The sequence below is a fragment of the Chitinophaga ginsengisegetis genome (assembly GCF_900168065.1).
GTDB lineage: Bacteria > Bacteroidota > Bacteroidia > Chitinophagales > Chitinophagaceae > Chitinophaga > Chitinophaga ginsengisegetis.
Genome location: NZ_FUZZ01000001.1, coordinates 2,070,616 through 2,089,263, shown reverse-complemented (window position 1 = coordinate 2,089,263; position 18,648 = coordinate 2,070,616). Strand labels below are relative to the sequence as shown.

At 44.9% G+C, this 18,648-nt stretch carries 13 protein-coding genes and 1 other RNA gene; 10 read left to right on the top strand and 4 right to left on the bottom strand.

Features of this window, described 5'->3' with window-relative positions; all coding sequences use genetic code 11:
- Positions 1 to 213 precede the first annotated feature (213 nt).
- Complete coding sequence (gene rpmA, locus B5Z18_RS08275) at positions 214 to 492, bottom strand: 50S ribosomal protein L27 (protein WP_079468897.1); 279 nt, start codon at positions 490 to 492, stop codon at positions 214 to 216.
- A 49-nt stretch (positions 493 to 541) separates the two neighbouring features.
- Positions 542 to 898: a 50S ribosomal protein L21 gene (gene rplU, locus B5Z18_RS08270; RefSeq protein WP_235015888.1), complete on the bottom strand. Its 357-nt coding sequence runs from the start codon at positions 896 to 898 to the stop codon at positions 542 to 544.
- A 384-nt stretch (positions 899 to 1,282) separates the two neighbouring features.
- Here rplU and B5Z18_RS08265 point away from each other — a divergent pair, with 384 nt between their 5' ends.
- From B5Z18_RS08265 to B5Z18_RS08225, 8 genes are all read left to right on the top strand, one after another.
- Entirely contained in the window at positions 1,283 to 2,782 is a 1,500-nt protein-coding gene (locus B5Z18_RS08265; RefSeq protein WP_079468896.1) for a GH3 auxin-responsive promoter family protein, read from the top strand.
- 90 nt (positions 2,783 to 2,872) lie between these two features.
- Positions 2,873 to 4,039 carry a 1-deoxy-D-xylulose-5-phosphate reductoisomerase gene (locus tag B5Z18_RS08260; protein WP_079468895.1) on the top strand — a complete coding sequence of 389 codons (1,167 nt, stop codon included), beginning with the start codon at positions 2,873 to 2,875 and terminating at the stop codon, positions 4,037 to 4,039.
- An 84-nt stretch (positions 4,040 to 4,123) separates the two neighbouring features.
- Positions 4,124 to 5,458: an RIP metalloprotease RseP gene (gene rseP / locus B5Z18_RS08255; protein WP_079468894.1), complete on the top strand. Its 1,335-nt coding sequence runs from the start codon at positions 4,124 to 4,126 to the stop codon at positions 5,456 to 5,458.
- Between the two features lie 76 nt (positions 5,459 to 5,534).
- Positions 5,535 to 5,908, top strand: a transfer-messenger RNA (tmRNA) gene (ssrA, locus tag B5Z18_RS08250).
- Positions 5,909 to 6,571: 663 nt separating this feature from the next.
- Positions 6,572 to 7,123 (top strand): sigma-70 family RNA polymerase sigma factor, encoded by a 552-nt coding sequence (locus B5Z18_RS08240; RefSeq protein WP_079468892.1) that lies wholly within the window; start codon positions 6,572 to 6,574, stop codon positions 7,121 to 7,123.
- Positions 7,124 to 7,220: 97 nt separating this feature from the next.
- Positions 7,221 to 8,237 (top strand): FecR family protein, encoded by a 1,017-nt coding sequence (locus tag B5Z18_RS08235; protein WP_159454236.1) that lies wholly within the window; start codon positions 7,221 to 7,223, stop codon positions 8,235 to 8,237.
- A 235-nt stretch (positions 8,238 to 8,472) separates the two neighbouring features.
- On the top strand, positions 8,473 to 11,442 hold the full coding sequence (locus B5Z18_RS08230; protein ID WP_159454235.1) for a TonB-dependent receptor: 2,970 nt from the start codon (positions 8,473 to 8,475) through the stop codon (positions 11,440 to 11,442).
- Between the two features lie 11 nt (positions 11,443 to 11,453).
- Positions 11,454 to 12,524, top strand: coding sequence for a hypothetical protein (locus B5Z18_RS08225; RefSeq protein ID WP_079468889.1), 1,071 nt, complete (start codon positions 11,454 to 11,456; stop codon positions 12,522 to 12,524).
- 270 nt (positions 12,525 to 12,794) lie between these two features.
- Here the strand turns inward: B5Z18_RS08225 and B5Z18_RS08220 are convergent, their stop codons facing one another.
- Together B5Z18_RS08220 and B5Z18_RS08215 are read right to left on the bottom strand one after the other, a co-directional pair.
- Complete coding sequence (locus B5Z18_RS08220; protein ID WP_200817213.1) at positions 12,795 to 13,991, bottom strand: copper amine oxidase; 1,197 nt, start codon at positions 13,989 to 13,991, stop codon at positions 12,795 to 12,797.
- A 102-nt stretch (positions 13,992 to 14,093) separates the two neighbouring features.
- Positions 14,094 to 15,332: an ROK family transcriptional regulator gene (locus B5Z18_RS08215; protein ID WP_079470008.1), complete on the bottom strand. Its 1,239-nt coding sequence runs from the start codon at positions 15,330 to 15,332 to the stop codon at positions 14,094 to 14,096.
- 166 nt (positions 15,333 to 15,498) lie between these two features.
- On the opposite strand from B5Z18_RS08215, the gene B5Z18_RS08210 reads away from it, so the two are divergent.
- Both B5Z18_RS08210 and B5Z18_RS08205 read left to right on the top strand, forming a co-directional pair.
- Positions 15,499 to 16,719 carry a n-acyl-d-glucosamine 2-epimerase gene (locus tag B5Z18_RS08210; protein ID WP_079468888.1) on the top strand — a complete coding sequence of 407 codons (1,221 nt, stop codon included), beginning with the start codon at positions 15,499 to 15,501 and terminating at the stop codon, positions 16,717 to 16,719.
- A 20-nt stretch (positions 16,720 to 16,739) separates the two neighbouring features.
- Positions 16,740 to 18,599 (top strand): FAD-dependent oxidoreductase, encoded by a 1,860-nt coding sequence (locus B5Z18_RS08205; protein ID WP_079468887.1) that lies wholly within the window; start codon positions 16,740 to 16,742, stop codon positions 18,597 to 18,599.
- The last annotated feature ends 49 nt before the right edge of the window (positions 18,600 to 18,648 follow it).

Below are 18,648 nucleotides of genomic sequence, written 5' to 3'. Positions count from 1 at the left end.
GCTTTCTTAGCAGCAGCTTTCTTTTTAGGAGCAGCTTTCTTAGCGGCGGCTTTTTTAGGAGCAGCTTTTTTAGCAGCGGCTTTCTTAGGAGCAGCAGCTTTCTTTTTAGGTGCAGCTTTCTTAGCAGCCGCTTTTTTAATTGTTGCCATTGTTTTTTGAATTTGGGTTAGTAAAAAAATTGGGTATTAAAAAAAACTTTATGGCTAACACTGATTAGGCTTCCGCCTGAGCAGTGGTATCAAATGCTTTAACAGAAACGTAAGTCTTGTTTTCGCGACCTTTTCTGAATTCCACTACACCGTCTGCTACTGCGAAAATGGTAAAATCTTTACCAACGCCTACGTTTTGACCGGGATGATAAACCGTACCTCTCTGACGAACAATAATGTTGCCGGAGATAGCTGGCTGACCACCGAAGATTTTTACTCCCAGCCTTTTGCTGTGGGAGTCACGGCCGTTTTTTACACTACCTTCACCTTTTTTATGTGCCATTGTATGATTACTTTAAACTTGTCTAATAAATAAATTTAGCTTAACAGGATTAAGCTATTTCATTGATTTTGATTCTTGTAAAGTGGGTACGGTGTCCAACTTTCTTTCTGAAGCCTTTTCTTCTCTTCATCTTGAAAGCGATGACCTTGTCACCCTGAACATGAGCCAGAATCTCTGCTTTTACTACTGATTTTACATCAGTGCCTACGGACAGCGCACCAGCATTATCTGTTAACAGTACATCGGAAAACTCCACCTTGTCTCCAATATTTCCTTGTAACTGCTGTACAAAAATTTCCTGGTCTTTTTGTACTTTAAATTGCTGACCTGCGATTTTTACAACTGCAAACATAATTATCCAAAATATAATTTCCGCAAAAGTAACCTTTTGTTTTCTAATAGACAAAGTTTTTCGGTCTTTTTTAAATCACCATGTATAAACACATATGAAGGACCGCCTAAAGCTTAATCTTTTCAAAGATACATACTTTCTTGAATTTTAAATTATTTTAACAAATAATGATTTCCGGCGCTGGGTCGCCATATGCACATTTTTATGCTATTTCCGGATCATTTAAAAACAGCTATCTTGCTGTACAAACCAACGCAAATTTGTATACTTTTGTCGTTTACACGAATAAAAACAGATAGGATGAGGACATTTATTTACCTGCTTATTTAATTACCAGAGAGGGATATTTCTTCCGGAAATCCCTAAAAATCAGTGCAATTAAATCCCCGGATAAATAAATATGCTCAGCTTTAGTCTCTCAATTATAAAACAACAGGCATGAAGTTTAAATCACTGCTGGCCAAACCATTTGCTTCTATCGTACATAATAAGATAAAGAAGGAAATGTTAAGGGCGGTAGAAGATCAGGATACTATCCTGCAGGAGCTCTTGAAGACAGGCAGAAAGACGGAATTCGGAACAGATCACAAGTTTAGCGGGGTACAAACCCACGAAGAATTTAAACAGGCTGTGCCTTTGCGGGATTATGAGCAGTTTAAGCCTTATATTGAAAAAATCAAGGAAGGCAAACAAAATGTACTGTGGAAAGGGCAGCCGATTTACCTGGCTAAGACCTCCGGAACGACCAGTGGCGTTAAATATATCCCCATCTCCAAAGAATCTGTTAATAATCATATAGATACAGCGCGTAATGCGTTGCTGAACTATATGGGAGAAACAGGCAATACGGCCTTTGCGGATGGCAAAATGATCTTTTTATCCGGGTCGCCGGAGCTGGAAAGGGTAGGAGGCATTCCTACCGGCCGGCTGAGTGGTATCGTGAATCACCATATTCCCCGGTACCTGCGTACCAACCAGCTGCCATCGTACGAAACCAATTGTATTGACGACTGGGAAACGAAGCTGGACAAGATTGTGGAAGAAACCATTAACCAGGACATGACGCTGATCAGCGGCATACCACCCTGGGTACAGATGTATTTCGACCGCCTGATGGAGCGCAGCAATGGTAAAAAGATCAAAGAAATATTTAAGAATTTTGATGTGATGGTATACGGCGGGGTGAATTTTGAGCCTTACCGTTCCAAGCTGATGGCTTCTATAGGTTCGCCGATCCATACGGTAGAAACGTTTCCTGCCTCTGAAGGCTTTTTTGCCTTCCAGGATTCGCAGGAGCGCGAAGGGTTGCTGCTGAACACCAATTCAGGGATCTTTTATGAATTTATACCGGCGCAGGAAATTTTTAATGAGAACCCTACGCGACTGTCGCTCAAAGATGTGCAAACCGGTGTAAATTACGCCATGGTGATCAACAACAACGCCGGATTATGGGGGTATAACCTCGGTGACACGGTGAAGTTTGTTTCCACTAATCCGTACCGTTTGCTGGTAACCGGCCGTATCAAACATTTTATTTCTGCGTTCGGGGAGCATGTGATCGGTGAAGAAGTGGAACACAGCCTGATGAAGGCGGCAGCAGAGGAAAATGTGCAGATTACAGAATTTACAGTAGCCCCGATGGTACAAACCAACGGTGAACTGCCTTACCACGAGTGGTTTGTAGAGTTTGAGAATATGCCCGCCAACATGGAGGCATTTTCCAGGAAGGTAGATGAAAACATGCGTCAGAAGAATATTTATTATGATGATCTGCTGACCGGAAATATTTTGCAACCCCTGAAGATAAGGACTGTACGTAAGCAGGGCTTTATCGATTATATGAAAGCTATTGGAAAACTGGGAGGTCAGAATAAAGTGCCTCGTTTGAGTAACGACAGGAAGCTGGCGGATGAACTGGCAGCGTATTTACAAAAATAACCGGCGATTCAGGGCGGAACGGCTGTCAGGCTATTTTACCGGCAGCTGATTCTTCATTTTTTGTTAACTGTAAAAAAGTAAATCACCGTAATGAATAAACGAAAGATTGCCATTTTCGGATCAACCGGATCTATTGGCATACAGGCACTGGAGGTGATCGCTGCGCATCCCGACAGATTTAGTGTAGAAGTATTGACCGCACAGCAAAATGCTGACCTGCTGATTGAGCAGGCGCTGAAATTCAAGCCCAACGCGGTAGTGATAGGCAGCGAAGCAAAGTACAAACAGGTAAAAGACGTATTATTTGATAAAGGCATCAAAGTATTTGCCGGTCCGAAAGCGATGGTGGAAGTAGCCGCCTGGAGTTCGATCGACATGGTACTGGCGGCCATTATGGGTTTTGCCGGCCTGGCGCCTACTTTATCTGCTATTGAACAGGGCACCCCGGTGGCATTGGCCAACAAGGAAACCCTGGTAGTAGCCGGTGATATTGTAATGGCTACCGCACGCAGGAAGAATGTACCCATTATACCGGTAGATTCTGAACATTCCGCCATCTTCCAGTGCTTGCTGGGAGAGCCTTTCAGCAAGGTGGAAAAAGTAATCCTGACCGCCTCCGGCGGACCATTCCTCGGTAAAAAGCCGAACTTCCTCATCAATGTAAAGAAAGACCATGCGCTGCAACATCCCAACTGGAGCATGGGCGCTAAAATAACCATCGATTCCGCCACCCTCATGAATAAAGGGCTGGAGATGATTGAAGCGCGCTGGCTGTTTGGCCTGGCGCCGGAAAATATTGAAGTGGTGATACATGCACAATCTATCATTCACTCGATGGTGCAGTTTGTGGATGGTTCCCTGAAAGCACAGATGGGATTGCCGGATATGAAACTGCCTATCCAGTATGCGTTGGGGTACCCCGACAGGCTGGCCAATGATTTCCCCCGTTTCTCTTTCCGGAATTATCCTACGCTTACTTTTGAGCAGCCGGATACCAAAACTTTCCGTAACCTGGCTATTGCCATTGAAGCGATGCACAGAGGCGGAAACGCTGCGTGCGTAATGAATGCCGCCAATGAAGAAGTGGTGAATGCCTTCCTGAAAAACAGGATAGGCTTCCTGCAGATGACGGAAGTGATTGAAGAAACGCTGGGTAAAATACCGTTTATTGAAACCCCCACCCTGCACGATTATTATGAATGCGATAATGCCGCACGTGAACACGCTGCATCCCTTATCAATTCTATCGTTATATAAATTGCCAGTAAAAATTAACAAAGAGTTTTGCCGGAATATGTATTAAAACTGATATATTAGGCAGATTAAAGCAGAAACAATTAAATGACTACAGAGGTAATATTGGTGAAAGCCGGACAGTTGTTACTGTCACTTTCTATTTTGGTAGTGTTGCATGAGTTAGGCCATTTTATCCCGGCCAAGTTGTTCAAAACCAGGGTGGAAAAATTCTATTTGTTCTTTGATCCGTGGTTCTCTCTCTTCAAAATAAAGAAGGGCGAAACAGAGTATGGAATCGGCTGGCTGCCGTTGGGAGGATATGTAAAGATATCCGGAATGATAGATGAAAGTATGGATAAAGAACAGTTGGCAAAGCCCCCGCAGCCGTGGGAGTTCCGTGCCAAACCAGCGTGGCAGCGTTTGATCATTATGATCGGCGGCGTAACCGTGAATATTGTCCTTGCGTTCTTTATTTATGCGATGATCTTATGGCACTGGGGTGAAACCTACCTGCCTACTTCTGCCGCAAAATATGGTGTGGTAACAGATTCCCTGGCCCGCAGCATTGGTATGAAAGACGGTGATAAGATCGTTACCATTGATCACCATCACGTGGAAGCCTTTGAGGCGATCCCCGGAGATGTAATCCTGTCGGAAGCCAAAAGCATCCAGGTAGAACGTGATGGTAAAACCCTTGATCTTCCTATCCCGGCTGGCTTTACCAGGCAGCTGCTGAAGCAGAAAGCGCCTTTTGCCATGCCCCGTCTCCCTTATATTGCCGACAGCACCCTTCCGGGATCTGCTGCCGCGAGAGTAGGTGTGAAGAGCGGCGACCGGCTTATTGCCATCAATGGCGCGCCGTATCTGTACTATCATGAGTTTGCAACCGAGATCAGGAAGCACAAGAATGAAAATGTAATAGTGACCCTGGTCCGTGGCAACGATACGCTGAACCTGGCCGCAAAACTGAGTGATAAAGGCACATTTGGCGTATATCCCAGAGATCCTTTTGAGTATAAAGTAAAGAAGTATACTTTCCTGGAATCCTTCCCGGCCGGTTTTCACAAGAGCGTCGACAAACTCGTAAAATATGTGCAGCAGCTTCGCCTGATCTTTGTTTCCAAAGAAGTGAAGGTGAGTGAGTCGCTGGGTGGATTTATGTCTATCGCCAAATTGTTCCCCGATGCGTGGGACTGGCAGATGTTCTGGGAGATGACAGCATTCCTGTCTATTATACTGGCATTCATGAATATCCTGCCTATTCCGGCGCTGGATGGTGGCCATGTGCTTTTCCTGCTGTACGAGATCGTTACAGGGCGTAAGCCGAGTGAGAAGTTCCTGGAGTACGCGCAGATTGTGGGTATGCTGATCCTGTTTAGTTTGCTGTTGTTTGCAAACGGACTGGATGTATGGAGAAACCTGCTGAGCGGATTATTTTAAAAATATTACTGGCATTTGATCGGGACGAATGATCAAATGCCAGTTTTTTATGCTATCTTTGTAAACTGTTTTACAGGGGGATGCCTGGTTTTGACAGCATAGATCTTTGAGAGTGTAAGCATGCCGTGCGTTGGATAATTAGCACGATAATCTGAATATTCAAACTCTAATTGGCGAATCTAACTACGCCATGGCTGCCTAATTATAAATTAGACACCCATTATAGCCGCTTGAAGTTGTTGCCTTATGCGACTTCCGCCGCCGAATCATAAACCCATAGGGATAGGTATTCATGGTTTCTGTGAGTGAATACTGAAGCTACAACGGATAAGGAAATGGTTGGTTCGTTACGCCCCTGCCAGATCCCGACAAAACAATGCGTAAATAAGCATGTAGAAAGCTTTCGGCGAATATGTTTGGACGCGGGTTCGATTCCCGCCATCTCCACAATTTTAGTTTATTTAATGTTTAAAAGGCTCGTAATCATTGATTATGGGCCTTTTTTATTGGTTAGACCTCCCTCATTTAACTGGTTTTAAAAACTGATTTAGTAACCTCAATCCAAAATTTCAGTAACCAGTTAAATTATTGACAATCAAGATAAGATTGAAATAACAACAGGAATATTTTTGAAAGAACAAGATTGGGTGGTAGAATGCGGCAGAGTATCAGATAAGGTAATTGATAGCGATATTTTTAATTTAAAAATTGAGGCGTTAACAAAATCCTTTAAAGAAATACACCTCCCTCCCTGATGATTTTTTTGGCCCGGTATCTTGTGAAAGAGAATAATTTTCGTGTTCAGGAGAGAAGATATTTGAAAACTGACTTCCTGCCCTCTGCCATTTTTAAAAGCATTGATCCTGGAAAAATCATTCCCCAGACTCTTTTAGATCAATTCATCAAAAGTTTCATCATTAAGAATGGTCATACATTCTTAATAATTAGATAACATTTAGCAAAATAGTATGGTATTCCCCTGAAAATCTGTGGACTATTCCCATTCGTGTTTACTTTTCGCCGCTGGCTATACCGTTAACCATTTGATTAACGTTTGCCTATCATTACTAGTCCATCCGTTTTAATACCTTTGTTCGAGTTATTTAGCAGCCTATGAGTAATGTATCACAGCGGGTATACGACACCGATGAAGAAAAGCGGTTTGACCTGCTTTTTCGAAATACGTATTCCCGTGTATTGGCTTATCTTGCTAAAGTAAGCGGACAGTTGGAAGTGGCGGAAGATATTGCGCAGAATATTTACCTGCAATTATGGGAGAAGAAGACGGCTTTGCCGTTGACAGAAAAAGAAACACTGTATTACCTGTTCACTATTGCCCGGCATCATTTTTATCAACACACCCAGAAACTATTAAAGGAGCAACAGGAAAAGATGTCGTTTACAGTAGTTAATGATAAAAAAGAACAATTGCCGGTGGAACCCAACTCTACTTTTGGTGAAAAAGAGATGATGGTAGCTGCGACCCTTGCCGGTATAGAACCAGTTAAAACAAAATATTTCCTGCTCAACAAAGAGAAAGGGCTTAGCTACCGCAAGATTGCGGAGCAAGAGGGCGTATCAGCTAAAACTGTGATGCGGCATGTTAATAGTGTCTCCAAAATACTTAGGTCTAAACTGACCAGCCTCTTTTTCTCTCTCTTTTGAAATATTGTCTTCTCAGATTTTTTGGTAACAATTCCTTAACCCGTCTACCTGTCCACATTGGCCGGTTTATATGCTTTACTATATAAACACTTGTCAATTGAATCAGGCAGCCATTCGTCAACAGATGCTTCTTTATTACGCCGGGGAATTATTACCCGCTCAACAGCAGGCGTTATTAGAAAGTCTTCAACTGGTCTCCACGGAGGAACTGGAAGTTCTTTACCCGTATTCAGAATGGGTGGAAATCAAGGGGGCAGTCTTTCCAACTGAAAAAATAGAAGTGGCGCTGCAAAAGCATCGGCAGTTGCGGCCGGTTACTGCAAACCAGCCTGTCAGGATCAGGCAACTCCCTGCTTTTCGGTGGCAGTTTAGAGTTGCCTGTGCAGCAGCCATATTGGTTGTATCCACTTTGCTGTTTACCCGTACTATGGATAAAAGCAAGGATACTGCACCTGCAGCGTTAACCGTATCCTACAAAACTGTACAGGTGAACAACGGGAAGAAAATACGAATCAACCTGCCTGATGGTAGTGTGATTACAGCTGGTGGCGGTACCACGTTACGGATACCAGAAGTTTTTACGGATTTGCAGCGGGAAGTATTCCTGGACGAAGGAGAAGTTTTTTTTGATGTTCACAGAGATACTGCCAAACCTTTCATCGTGCATACGGGCAACCTGGATGTCAAAGTGTTGGGCACTTCATTCAGTGTCAGGGATTATAAAGAGGAAGCGACAGGAACGGTAAGTGTCCGCACTGGTAAGGTTGCAGTGAGCAATCCTACGCAAAAAGAAAGTACTGTATATCTCTTACCTGGCCACCGGACTAAACTGGACAAAGCAGCGCGTCGTTTTCATCAAAGCCAGATGGATACAACGAGTGCCTTTGGTTGGTTGGAGGGAGTCTATGTGTTCCGGGGCGCCACGTTACAGGAAATTACCGAACAATTAAAACATGGTTATCCCGTAAATTTTGAGGTGCGAAATTCCGTCCTGTTAACTAAACGGTTCTCTGCCACTTTCCGGAAAAACAGCATCGTAGAGATCATGGAACAGTTGCAACTGATGGGCAAACTACGTTATACCATAAATAACAACACTGTAATTATTCAATAAAAAAACACCCTGCTCAGAACAGGGTGCGGACAAAGACGTACAATCTAAATACATCTATGCAATGAACAAATGTACAAAAACACGGGGCAAACCGTGCAGGGGAATTTATGCTCTGAGCCGAAACAAATTAATCCGCTTATGCCTGTTGATCGCTTCGCTGGGGGGGCTGGCTTTGTCACCGGTGCAAGGACAAGTAAAATCCCCTATAATCACCCTTTCTGCTGAGCAGCTTTCGTTGAAAGAAATATTCCGGCAAATTGAACTGAAAGGCAATGTGGTGATTAATTACAGCGAAGAAGTTGTGGATGCTACAACCAAAGTATCTGTAAAAGTCGAAAAGGTATCTGTTGCCCAGGCGGTGCAAGCTGCTTTGCGCAGTACTCCCTATGAGTTTGTGATCAGTGGTGGCGCGTATATTATCCGCCGAAAACCTTTCCCTGACCCTGGAAAAGGCCCTGGGGAGATCACGGGGAAAATCATTGATGAGGAAAATGGCGAACCGGTAATCGGAGCAACGATTCGAATCGCCAACAAAGGCGTTACCACCGATGAAAATGGTGCGTTTACCTTTCACCTGCCGAAAGGTAAATACGAAGCAGAAATAAGTTTTGTAGGCTATGGTGTTAAAAAGGTTACGGACATCATCATCAGAGATGGTGAAACCTTTAGCCTTAACATTCCATTAAAAAGAGAAAAAGGACAGTTGGGTATTGTTACAATATCTGCCCGGCGCATGAAAGAAACTGGCACCAATGCCGCCATAGTAAATGAAATACGGGAAGCAGATGCAGTTGTAAACGGAATTTCCAAAGAACAAATTACGCGAAGCCAGGACAGGGATGCGGCAGAAGTAGTTCGCCGTATACCAGGGGTAAGTGTAATGCAAAATCGCTTTATAGTAATCCGGGGGATGGGGCAGCGATATAATACCGTGATGCTCAACGGCGTAATTGCCCCCAGCTTTGAACCAGACAGCAGGGCCTTTAGTTTTGATATTATCCCTAGTGGGATGGTAGATCGTATTATGGTGTATAAAACGGCAGTGCCTGAACTACCCGGTGATTTTGCTGGAGGTGTGGTAAAGGTGTATACCACAGGTGTGCCAGTAAAGAACAGTCTCAATATTAGTTATTCGTCCTCTTACCGTCCTGCATCTACCTTCAAGGATTTTTATGGCCAAAAGGATGGAAAATATGCGTGGCTGGGGTATGATGATGGTATGTATAAAAGGCCGGTGGGTTATGTGCCTTATGATGCTGATTTTGCCACCAGAATGGAGGCAACACAAAAGTTTAACAAAAACTGGGAAGCGGAAAAAAAGGGTACGGCCATTCCTGACCAGCGTTTGAGTATAGATGTTGCCCGAAGGATTTTGTTATCCAATAAAACCCGCTTAGGAGTAGTGGGTGGACTGGGTTATTCCCAAACTAAACAGTATAAAAGGCAGTATAGAAATCCGAGAGGCCAATCCAACGCAGCGGGTACACTGGGTGGCGTGCAGCTTATCAATGCGGTGGATGAATGGTACGATCGGGATGTTCGGCTGAACGGCCTGGTCAATGTATCGTTGGATATAGGTGAGCAGCACCACTTTTCTTTTAAAAATCTTTATACCCATCTGGGAAGTACACGGTATATGTACCGGAAAGGTTATATGCCCTTTGATGGGATGGCCGAAGTGGGTGTTCCTCCAGGAGATAATCTGGAGCAGTTTGTGCTGACCAATGATTACAGAGGGATTTATACCGGGCAGTTAAATGGCAGCCATGAGCTCTTTGGGGGCGTTACCAAAATCAACTGGCTGGCAGGTTATACAAAAAGCAGTTTTTATGCGCCGGATGAGCGCAGGCGTACCCATAGCGCCAATGCGGGAACAGTGGACTGGAAGCCCTGGGTTATAAATTTTGTTGGTTTAGGTACACAGGGAAGAGATCAACGGGTTTATATGAATGGAACAGAAGGTGTAAAAACAGGGGGACTGGATCTGGAGCAGAAAGTAAGCATGGGCGATTTTCGGCCCATGCTGAAAGCCGGTTTTTACTGGGAAGATAAAACCAAATCCGCTTCGTACATATCCTTTACCCATATCGATGCTGCCATTGCTGGTGGGGCCGAAGCTGGATTTAATACCTACGAGGCATTCAATAAGTTAAAGGCAGGTTACCTGGCCACCGAAATCCCCTTTCTGAAAAAGTTTAAACTGTATGGCGGACTAAGGATAGAAGATAACCTGCAGCATATGGGCACCACCTCACGGGATGCAGTAGGGGCCGGTGCCGGCCCGATACTGCTCAACCTGCAAAAAACATCACTGCTGCCTTCGGTTAACCTGAGCTATAATCTCACCAGGAATACACTTATCAGGGCGGCTTATTACAAAACCCTGAACCGACCAGAGTTCCGGGAGATCAGCGCCATCTATTATTACGATATGGCCAATAACAGCTATGTATACGGTAATCCCAACCTATTGCCCCAGGCCGATATTGACAACATAGATCTTCGTTTGGAACATTATCCCGGACCGGGTGAGATGATCACACTGGCGCTTTTCCATAAAAAAATAACGAACCCTTATGAGCTATACGGTACTGCCTCTACTTCCGGGGTAACTTACAGGTGGCAGAATTCTGAAAAAGCACGTAACTATGGAGCTGAACTGGATGTGATGCTCGGATTGGGGCGGTACTTCACCGGGAGTGGCTGGCTATCTGGCCAGCTGCAGAAACTTTCCCTGTTGTTCAATGCCTCTTATGTTTTTAGCCGGCTGGAGCTGGGTAAGGCACAACGGGACCAGCAATTCGTTGATTATCGCCCCCTCATGGGGCAGTCGCCTTACCTGATTAATACAGGAATAAATTATACCGATGATCTATTGGGGTTAAAGCTGAACGTATCTTATAATGTCATTGGCAAGCGGATCGCAGCGATAGGTACACAGCAGCTGGCTACCGTGTGGGAATTGCCGCGCCATTCTCTTGACTTTACCTTTTCTAAACTGATCACTAAGGAACTGGAGCTGAAAGGTGGCGTCCAGAATATACTGAACAGCCGTTTTGTTTTTGCACAGGATATGAACCGTGACGGCACATTCGATATGATAGAGAATGACGGTGAATCGCTCTACCTTTTAGATCATGACAACCGCTACCAAAGCTGGTACGAGCGGGCTTATTTCACTTTAGGCATAGGTATTAAACTTTAAATGTCCCCGACATGAAAACTACAAAATATATAACGCTGTTTATACTCGCTCTTTCAGGAATATTTACAGCCTGTAAGAAAATGAATATGGAAAAATCATTTGAATTTCCGATCTATGAACCGGCGCCACCTCGCACTGTCGATATCAATCCCGACAGCACCCTGGCCTTTAAACTGCATTTCCATGATTCTACCTACAATACCCAAATGATGGCCGAAAAATTGAACTGGACATTGCCGCCATCCTTTAGCTTGCAGGCCAAATTAAACGACCGGGAGTCGCTGGAAATTCAATTACCCTTAAATGATTCAGGATATATTTCCGCAGGTAAATATATTGTACGGAACAACCGGGCCGAAACCGGCATACTCACACCACAACTCGTGGAATTTTTTAGATGGGGCGGAAGTTCTCAACCTTATTCCTTTTTTGCAGGCTATCCGAATCCAATCAACGTAGTGTCTGACAACGATACTGCTAAATACAGTTTTACGTTGGTAATGGAAATTGATTCCATGAACCGGAAAACACATCTTATTACCGGATTTATTGATACATTGCTGATAGTAGATAAGGCTGATACTTCCAGAAAAGTACTGATCACCGACGGGGAGTTCGCTATTTTATACAATCATTTTGAAATTGAAGTAAATGGCATATTGGAAACATCGGATGGCCAATGGGTTATAAGGCCTTACGGTCAGGCCTTCGACGGGGGCTGGGCAGGAACCATGTTTTCGTATAGTGATGGAAGACAATTCTCCGGTGGATGGCATACTGCCATTTGGTCACCTGAAAACGTTACTGCCTTTAATACCAACAAGGGCAAAGGTAGATATCTTTGGCCTTTCACCAGTATTAATACAGACTTTCCCATTTACTATTCCACTGTTGCCGGAGGTTTTATTATACCTTCTGATACTACCATTATCACGCTGGATAATTTTTATACCAATCAATTTGCCAAAGGAAGTATTGAATATAAAGGCAAAGAAGTTGATCTGAATACGTATACCGATTTTGCTCCGGCCAGTCCTGAATATAAGATAAAAGTATTTTTTGCCTACCGGATACTTCTTTAGTAATGATGGTTAAGGAAGATTTTTTATAAGTAAACTTATACGGATAAGCCCTGCCTGTTTTACAGGTGGAACATTTTTCTCGGTTTCATGAATCGGTTAATCTCCTGAATATAGAGCTGGTGTGCTTCTTGCAATAGAAAGTAGTCCCGCCATCTCCACTTTTGGACGCGGGTTCATTTACCGCTTTTCAAGTTAATAGCTGAAGTGCCCCCAAAAAGTCAGACACTTTTGGGGGCACTTCAAATTCTGACCATCTTTATATTACATAGGCTACTTCATATCTACAGGGATAAAAATTAATGGTGTTGGTAAACAGGAGGCGCCCGGAGGTGAATAGGTGAAATGAATGGTTTGCACTTCTCCGTTTGCGGCAGGTGGGAATACCTGCACTAAAATAGCTTCCGGTGATTTTTTGGTGATAAGGCGGTCTGATGGCAATTGAATGATGCCTTCTTTGAATTTTCCTTTGCTTACTATCATCGTATTGGCCATGCCACCGCACCACTGGTTATTATCGCTGCGGGCGTTCCAGGTTACCAGCGCGAGACCTTGTCCGTTGTTGCTTTTCCATTTCAGTTCCACGTTGTACATCACACCGTAGTTGCCGGCCAGGGTAGCTCTTTTTCCCGTGGTGCCTTCCCGGCCGAGTACCCAGGGGTCTTGCTCACCATCGGCCATCACCATTTGCACGATGCCTTTCTGTGTGTCGATGGTATCGTTGGAAACCACTTCATAATTGTTTACGCCAAAAAGGCCGCGGCCTGCGCCGCTCTGGCTTTTGGAGGGTAGTACGCTGGCGCGTGCAAGGGCAGTGGCGACAGGTGTTCCGGGGGCTGTTTGCACAACACTGATTTCGCCCGGCTGGTCAATCACAAAATCATACAGGCCATGCACCAGTTCATCATATTTTACCTGGTATTTTTCCTGTGCAGGATCAATGGCCAGGATTTTTCCGGGTGCTATGGTGCGGACTTCGGTTTGCGGTGTAGCAGCAAAATAATCTGCCAATCCCTGTTTACCTATCTGGAAATAGCTGGTGCTGGGCTTTTGGGAAGAATATTTCAGCATGCGGATATGCATGGGTGCGGCGCCGGTATTTTTTATCACCGCTACAATTTTGGTGGTGATCTTAGTTGGTTCTTTCACACCGTTTACGTTATATACATAAAGCCGTACTGTGCCTGGTGCTACTTTTTCTTTCAGTGCAATGGCTTCCGGCACGCGGATATATTCCGGATCATCTGAAATAATATATTGCGGGCCTGATAAAACTATCTTCTCATAGTTAATCTTTGGCAGTTGTTCATTGAGGATACCAGGCAGTTCTACAATGCTGCCTTGTTTGGTGGTCAGCAGCTTTTGCCGGATTTCTGCCGGCACCGTTTGTGCTGCGGCAGGCAAAGTAAGTACAAGATGACTGCTGATAAAGAGCATGGTGAGCCCTGAACGTGTGAATAATTTTTTCATGATGTTACTTAATAGAGATAGATAATATTTTTTATCAATTAAGACAAACTTAATAAAAAAATTAAGAAACAAATAGGTAAAAGAATATTATCTGCAAAAACATCATTGAACGGAGAGTAGTTTGTCTCTCGCAATCAGGCAGCCGCCTATGATACCGGCTTTTTCTTTTAGTTTGGACATCAGCAGCTGTGTATCGTTATTCACCAGGCTGAGGGAATACTTATTCAGTGCGCTGCGTATAGGGAGACGGATATACTCGTCGGTTTGGGAAAGGATGCCGCCCAGTACCACCAGCTCGGGGTTAAATATATTAATGAGTACGGAGAGGCCGCGGCCTATCTTTTCTCCGATACCGGCTACCAGCTCTATGCAGAGCACATCTTCATTACGGGTGGATTGTATAATATCTGCCAGGTGGAGTGGCTCGGGCAGTTTATTGTCGTGCTGCAGCGATGAGCCGGAGCCCTGTGCAATTTTTTCCTTGAACATCCTTATCAGCGCCTGTCCGGAGGCCTCTGTTTCCAGGCATCCCTTTTTGCCGCAGTGGCAGATCAGTTCATTGGTAAACAGCGGAATGTGGCCCATTTCACCTGCGAAACCTGATTTACCACGGTATATTTTGCCGTCGATCATGATCCCAAGACCAATGCCATAGTCAAGGTTTACGAACAGTACATTTTTTTCATCGCGTACAATCCCGTTGTGGAATTCCCCGTATGCCATTGCCCTGGAGTCGTTTTCCAGGTAGGTGCGTATGCCGGTGATCTTTTCAATGATGGTGCTGAGCGGTTCTTCATGGAAATGGAAGAAGCTGTAACTGTAGCCGTTTTCACTGTTCACACGGCCGGAGAGGTTTACACAGAGCGCCAGGATATTCCGGTGTGCAGCGGACAGGTTGCCGATAAATCCCTGGATGATCCGGATAAGATGATCAAAGGATTCCTGCGTGTTGGCCAGCAGGTAAGGCACCTGCATTTCATCGGACACCAGGTTTTTCTTGAAATCCAGCAGTCCTATATTCACATGATAATGTTTTACATCTACTCCTATAAAAAAGGCCGATTCGGCCACCAGTCCGTATATATTGGCGCGGCGGCCGCCTTTTGAATCTACTTTGCCTTCATCTTTTACCAGGCCGTCGCCTATCAGTTCATTAATTAGACTGGTGGTTTTGGGTACGCTGATGTTCAGCGCAAGTGTCAAATCTGTTATGGTAGCGTTGCCGGTTTTATCGAGATGGTTAATGATGGCCCGTTTCAGCGATTTATTCTTATAAGCTACCCCCGAAATAGTTTCTTCAGAAAAAAGATCAAAGATATTTTGATTTACCTGGGATTGCATTGGATCAGTTTTTTTCATTGTTCTAAGATAAATGAATTGATTTTAGTGAAAAGTAACCGTGTTATTTTGTTTTAAAAAAATATTTTTACAAAGTTTTGCTTAATTAATAATTTAATTTATAAATTTACGAACGAAAGTAAAATAAATTACAAAGATAGCGTTATTTATGAGGAGTGATCTACAGAATAAAAGCCAGGCACCGGAAATATTAGCGGCGGCATCCCTGCATAGCTCTTATGCAGGGCAATACCGCCAGGAACTGCTGGACAATGTGCTGCCTTTCTGGATGAAGCATAGCAAAGATGAAAAGAACGGTGGCTACTTTACCTGTTTGCAAAGGGATGGCCGCGTATTCGATACCGATAAATTTATGTGGCTGCAAGGCCGGGAAGTGTGGTGTTTCAGTTACATGTATAATCACGTGTCGCCAAAAGAAGAATGGCTGCAGATGGCATTGCATGGCGCCGGCTTTATGGAAAAATATGGACGGGACGCTTCCGGCAACTGGTTTTTTTCCCTGACAGCCGATGGAAAACCATTAACGCAACCGTACAATATTTTCAGTGATTGTTTTGCTGCCATGGCGTTTGCATCATTGGATAAAGCAGTGCCGAACGACCGCTACAAGGAAATAGCCATATCCACTTTTAAAAACATCCTGCAAAGAAAAGATAACTGGAAAGGCCAATACAATAAAGCATATCCGGGTACCCGTGCGCTGAAAGGGTTTAGTTTGCCTATGATTTTGTGCAACCTGTCGCTCGAACTGGAGCACTTGCTGGGTGCGCAACAGGTGAATGAGCTGATCCCGCCGGTGATCCATGAAGTGATGAATGTGTTTTACCAACCTGCCCGTGGGCTGATCCTGGAAAATGTATATGCCGATGGCCGTTTCTCCGACAGCTTTGAAGGGCGTCTTGTAAATCCCGGTCATGCTATTGAAGCCATGTGGTTTATCATGGACCTGGGTGTGCGGCTAAACGATACTGCATTGATACGCAAAGCGTGCGACATTATGCTGCGTACCCTGGAATACGGGTGGGACCAGGAGTTTGGTGGTATTTTTTATTTTATGGATATCCTCGGCAATCCGCCGCAGCAACTGGAGTGGGATCAGAAATTATGGTGGGTACATGCGGAAGCGCTGGTGGCCTTGTCCAAAGGGTATGAATTAACGGGTGATGAGCGCTGTTTGCTATGGTTTGAAAAAGTACACGCCTATGTGTGGGAGCATTTCAGAGACGAAGCATTCGGCGAATGGTACGGCTACCTGAACAGACAGGGCACGCCTTTGCTAACGCTGAAAGGAGGTAAATGGAAGGGATGCTTTCATGTACCACGTGCGCTGTACCAGGTATGGAAAACATGGGAACGTATCCAGTCTTAATACTATAAAATATCAACCAGATGACCACCAGTATCAGGTATATAATATTCGTTTTATTGTTGACGGGCTGTATGCAGCTCCGGGCGCAATCTGCCAATACGGATGTGCTGATTATCGGCGGTGGCGCCAGTGGCGCAACCGCCGGTATCCAGGCGGCACGAATGGGAGCGGAAGTGATTATTATAGAAGAAACTACCTGGCTGGGCGGGATGCTTACTGCAGCTGGCGTGTCGGCTATTGATGGCAATCACCGTTTGCCCGCCGGATTGTGGGGCGAGTTCAGGCAACAGTTATACAAATATTATGGTGGCCCGGATTCCGTTGCCACCGGCTGGGTAAGCAATACTTTATTTGAGCCGCATGTTGGCAACCAGGTATTGCAGCAGCTGGCATCTGCAGAAAAAAAATTGCAGGTATGGTATAACACCCGCTGGCAATCTGTAAAAAGAGAAAACGGTAAATGGACGATTACCGTAACACAAGGGAAGCACCTGCGGGTACTCACTGCCACCATCCTCATCGATGCCACCGAATTGGGAGATGTGATGGCTGCCGCCGGCGCACATTACCGCATCGGGATGGACAGCCGCCTGGATACGCGTGAAGAGCAGGCACCTGTAAAGGCCAACAACATCATACAGGATCTGACCTATGTTGCAGTACTGAAAGATTATGGCAAAAACGGTAACAAAATAATTCCCCGGCCGGAAGGCTACGATGCCTCTGTGTTCCAATGCAGCTGCGATGTAAGCGATCCGGCTACATCCGACAGCCCGCAGAACAACTGCTACCGCATGATGCAATACGGACGATTGCCACATAATAAATACATGATCAACTGGCCCAAATGTGGTAACGACATATACCTCAACGCGATTGAAAGTACCCGTGCAGAAAGGGAAGCTGCGTGGAAACAAGCGAAGCTGCATACGCTTCGTTTTGTTTACTATCTGCAAACAGCATTAGGATATAAAAACCTGGGACTGGCAGATGATGAATTTCCGACTGCTGATAAACTGCCCATGATACCTTATCACCGGGAATCGAGAAGAGTGAAAGGGCTGGTGACCTTAACGGTTAATGAAGTAGCGCATCCCTATGAAAGCACGCAACCATTATTTCGTACAGGCGTTGCCGTAGGAGACTATACCATCGATCATCATCATCTGAAAAATCCGGCTGCGCCGGCGATAGATTTCGTCAAGATAAAAGTGCCTTCTTATAATGTGCCTATGGGCAGCCTGATTCCGCAGGGAGTAGAGGGTTTGATAGTGGCCGAAAAAAGCATCAGTGTAAGTAATATTATGAATGGCGCTACACGCCTGCAACCGGTAGTGTTGCAGCTGGGGCAGGCCGCCGGCGTGATAGCCGCGCTGTGCATACAACTGCATCTGCAACCCGCGGCGCTTTCCGTACGTCAGGTGCAACAGGCATTGCTGAATGCCAACGGCTACCTGATGCCATTTATTGATATAACGCCTGCTGACCCTAATTTTGTCGCCGTCCAGAAAATAGGCGCCACCGGCATTCTTAAAGGAACCGGTGTGCCTTATATGTGGGCCAACCAAACCTGGTTTTACCCGCAGCAACCTGTTAGCGGTTATGAACTGGTGCAGGGCTTACGCGCTTATTATCCTGTACTGAACACCTATTGGGCTGCTTCGGGTGATATGCTAACGATAGCAGATTTCGTAAAGATTATTGCAGCAACAGGAACACCTGTAACTATACCACAAGTAAAGAATGATCTGGAAAGCGCCAGCATCAGGCTTTCCGGCAGCGAGCCTCTACACCTCAGCAGGTTGGCGGCAGCTGTCTTGCTGGACAAATACCTTCATCCTTTTGAAAAGCCTGTCACTATTTCAGGAAACCTGGAATAGCCTGTAGTTCGTATCAGTAACCACATTTTATTAACCAAAGTAATTGTTT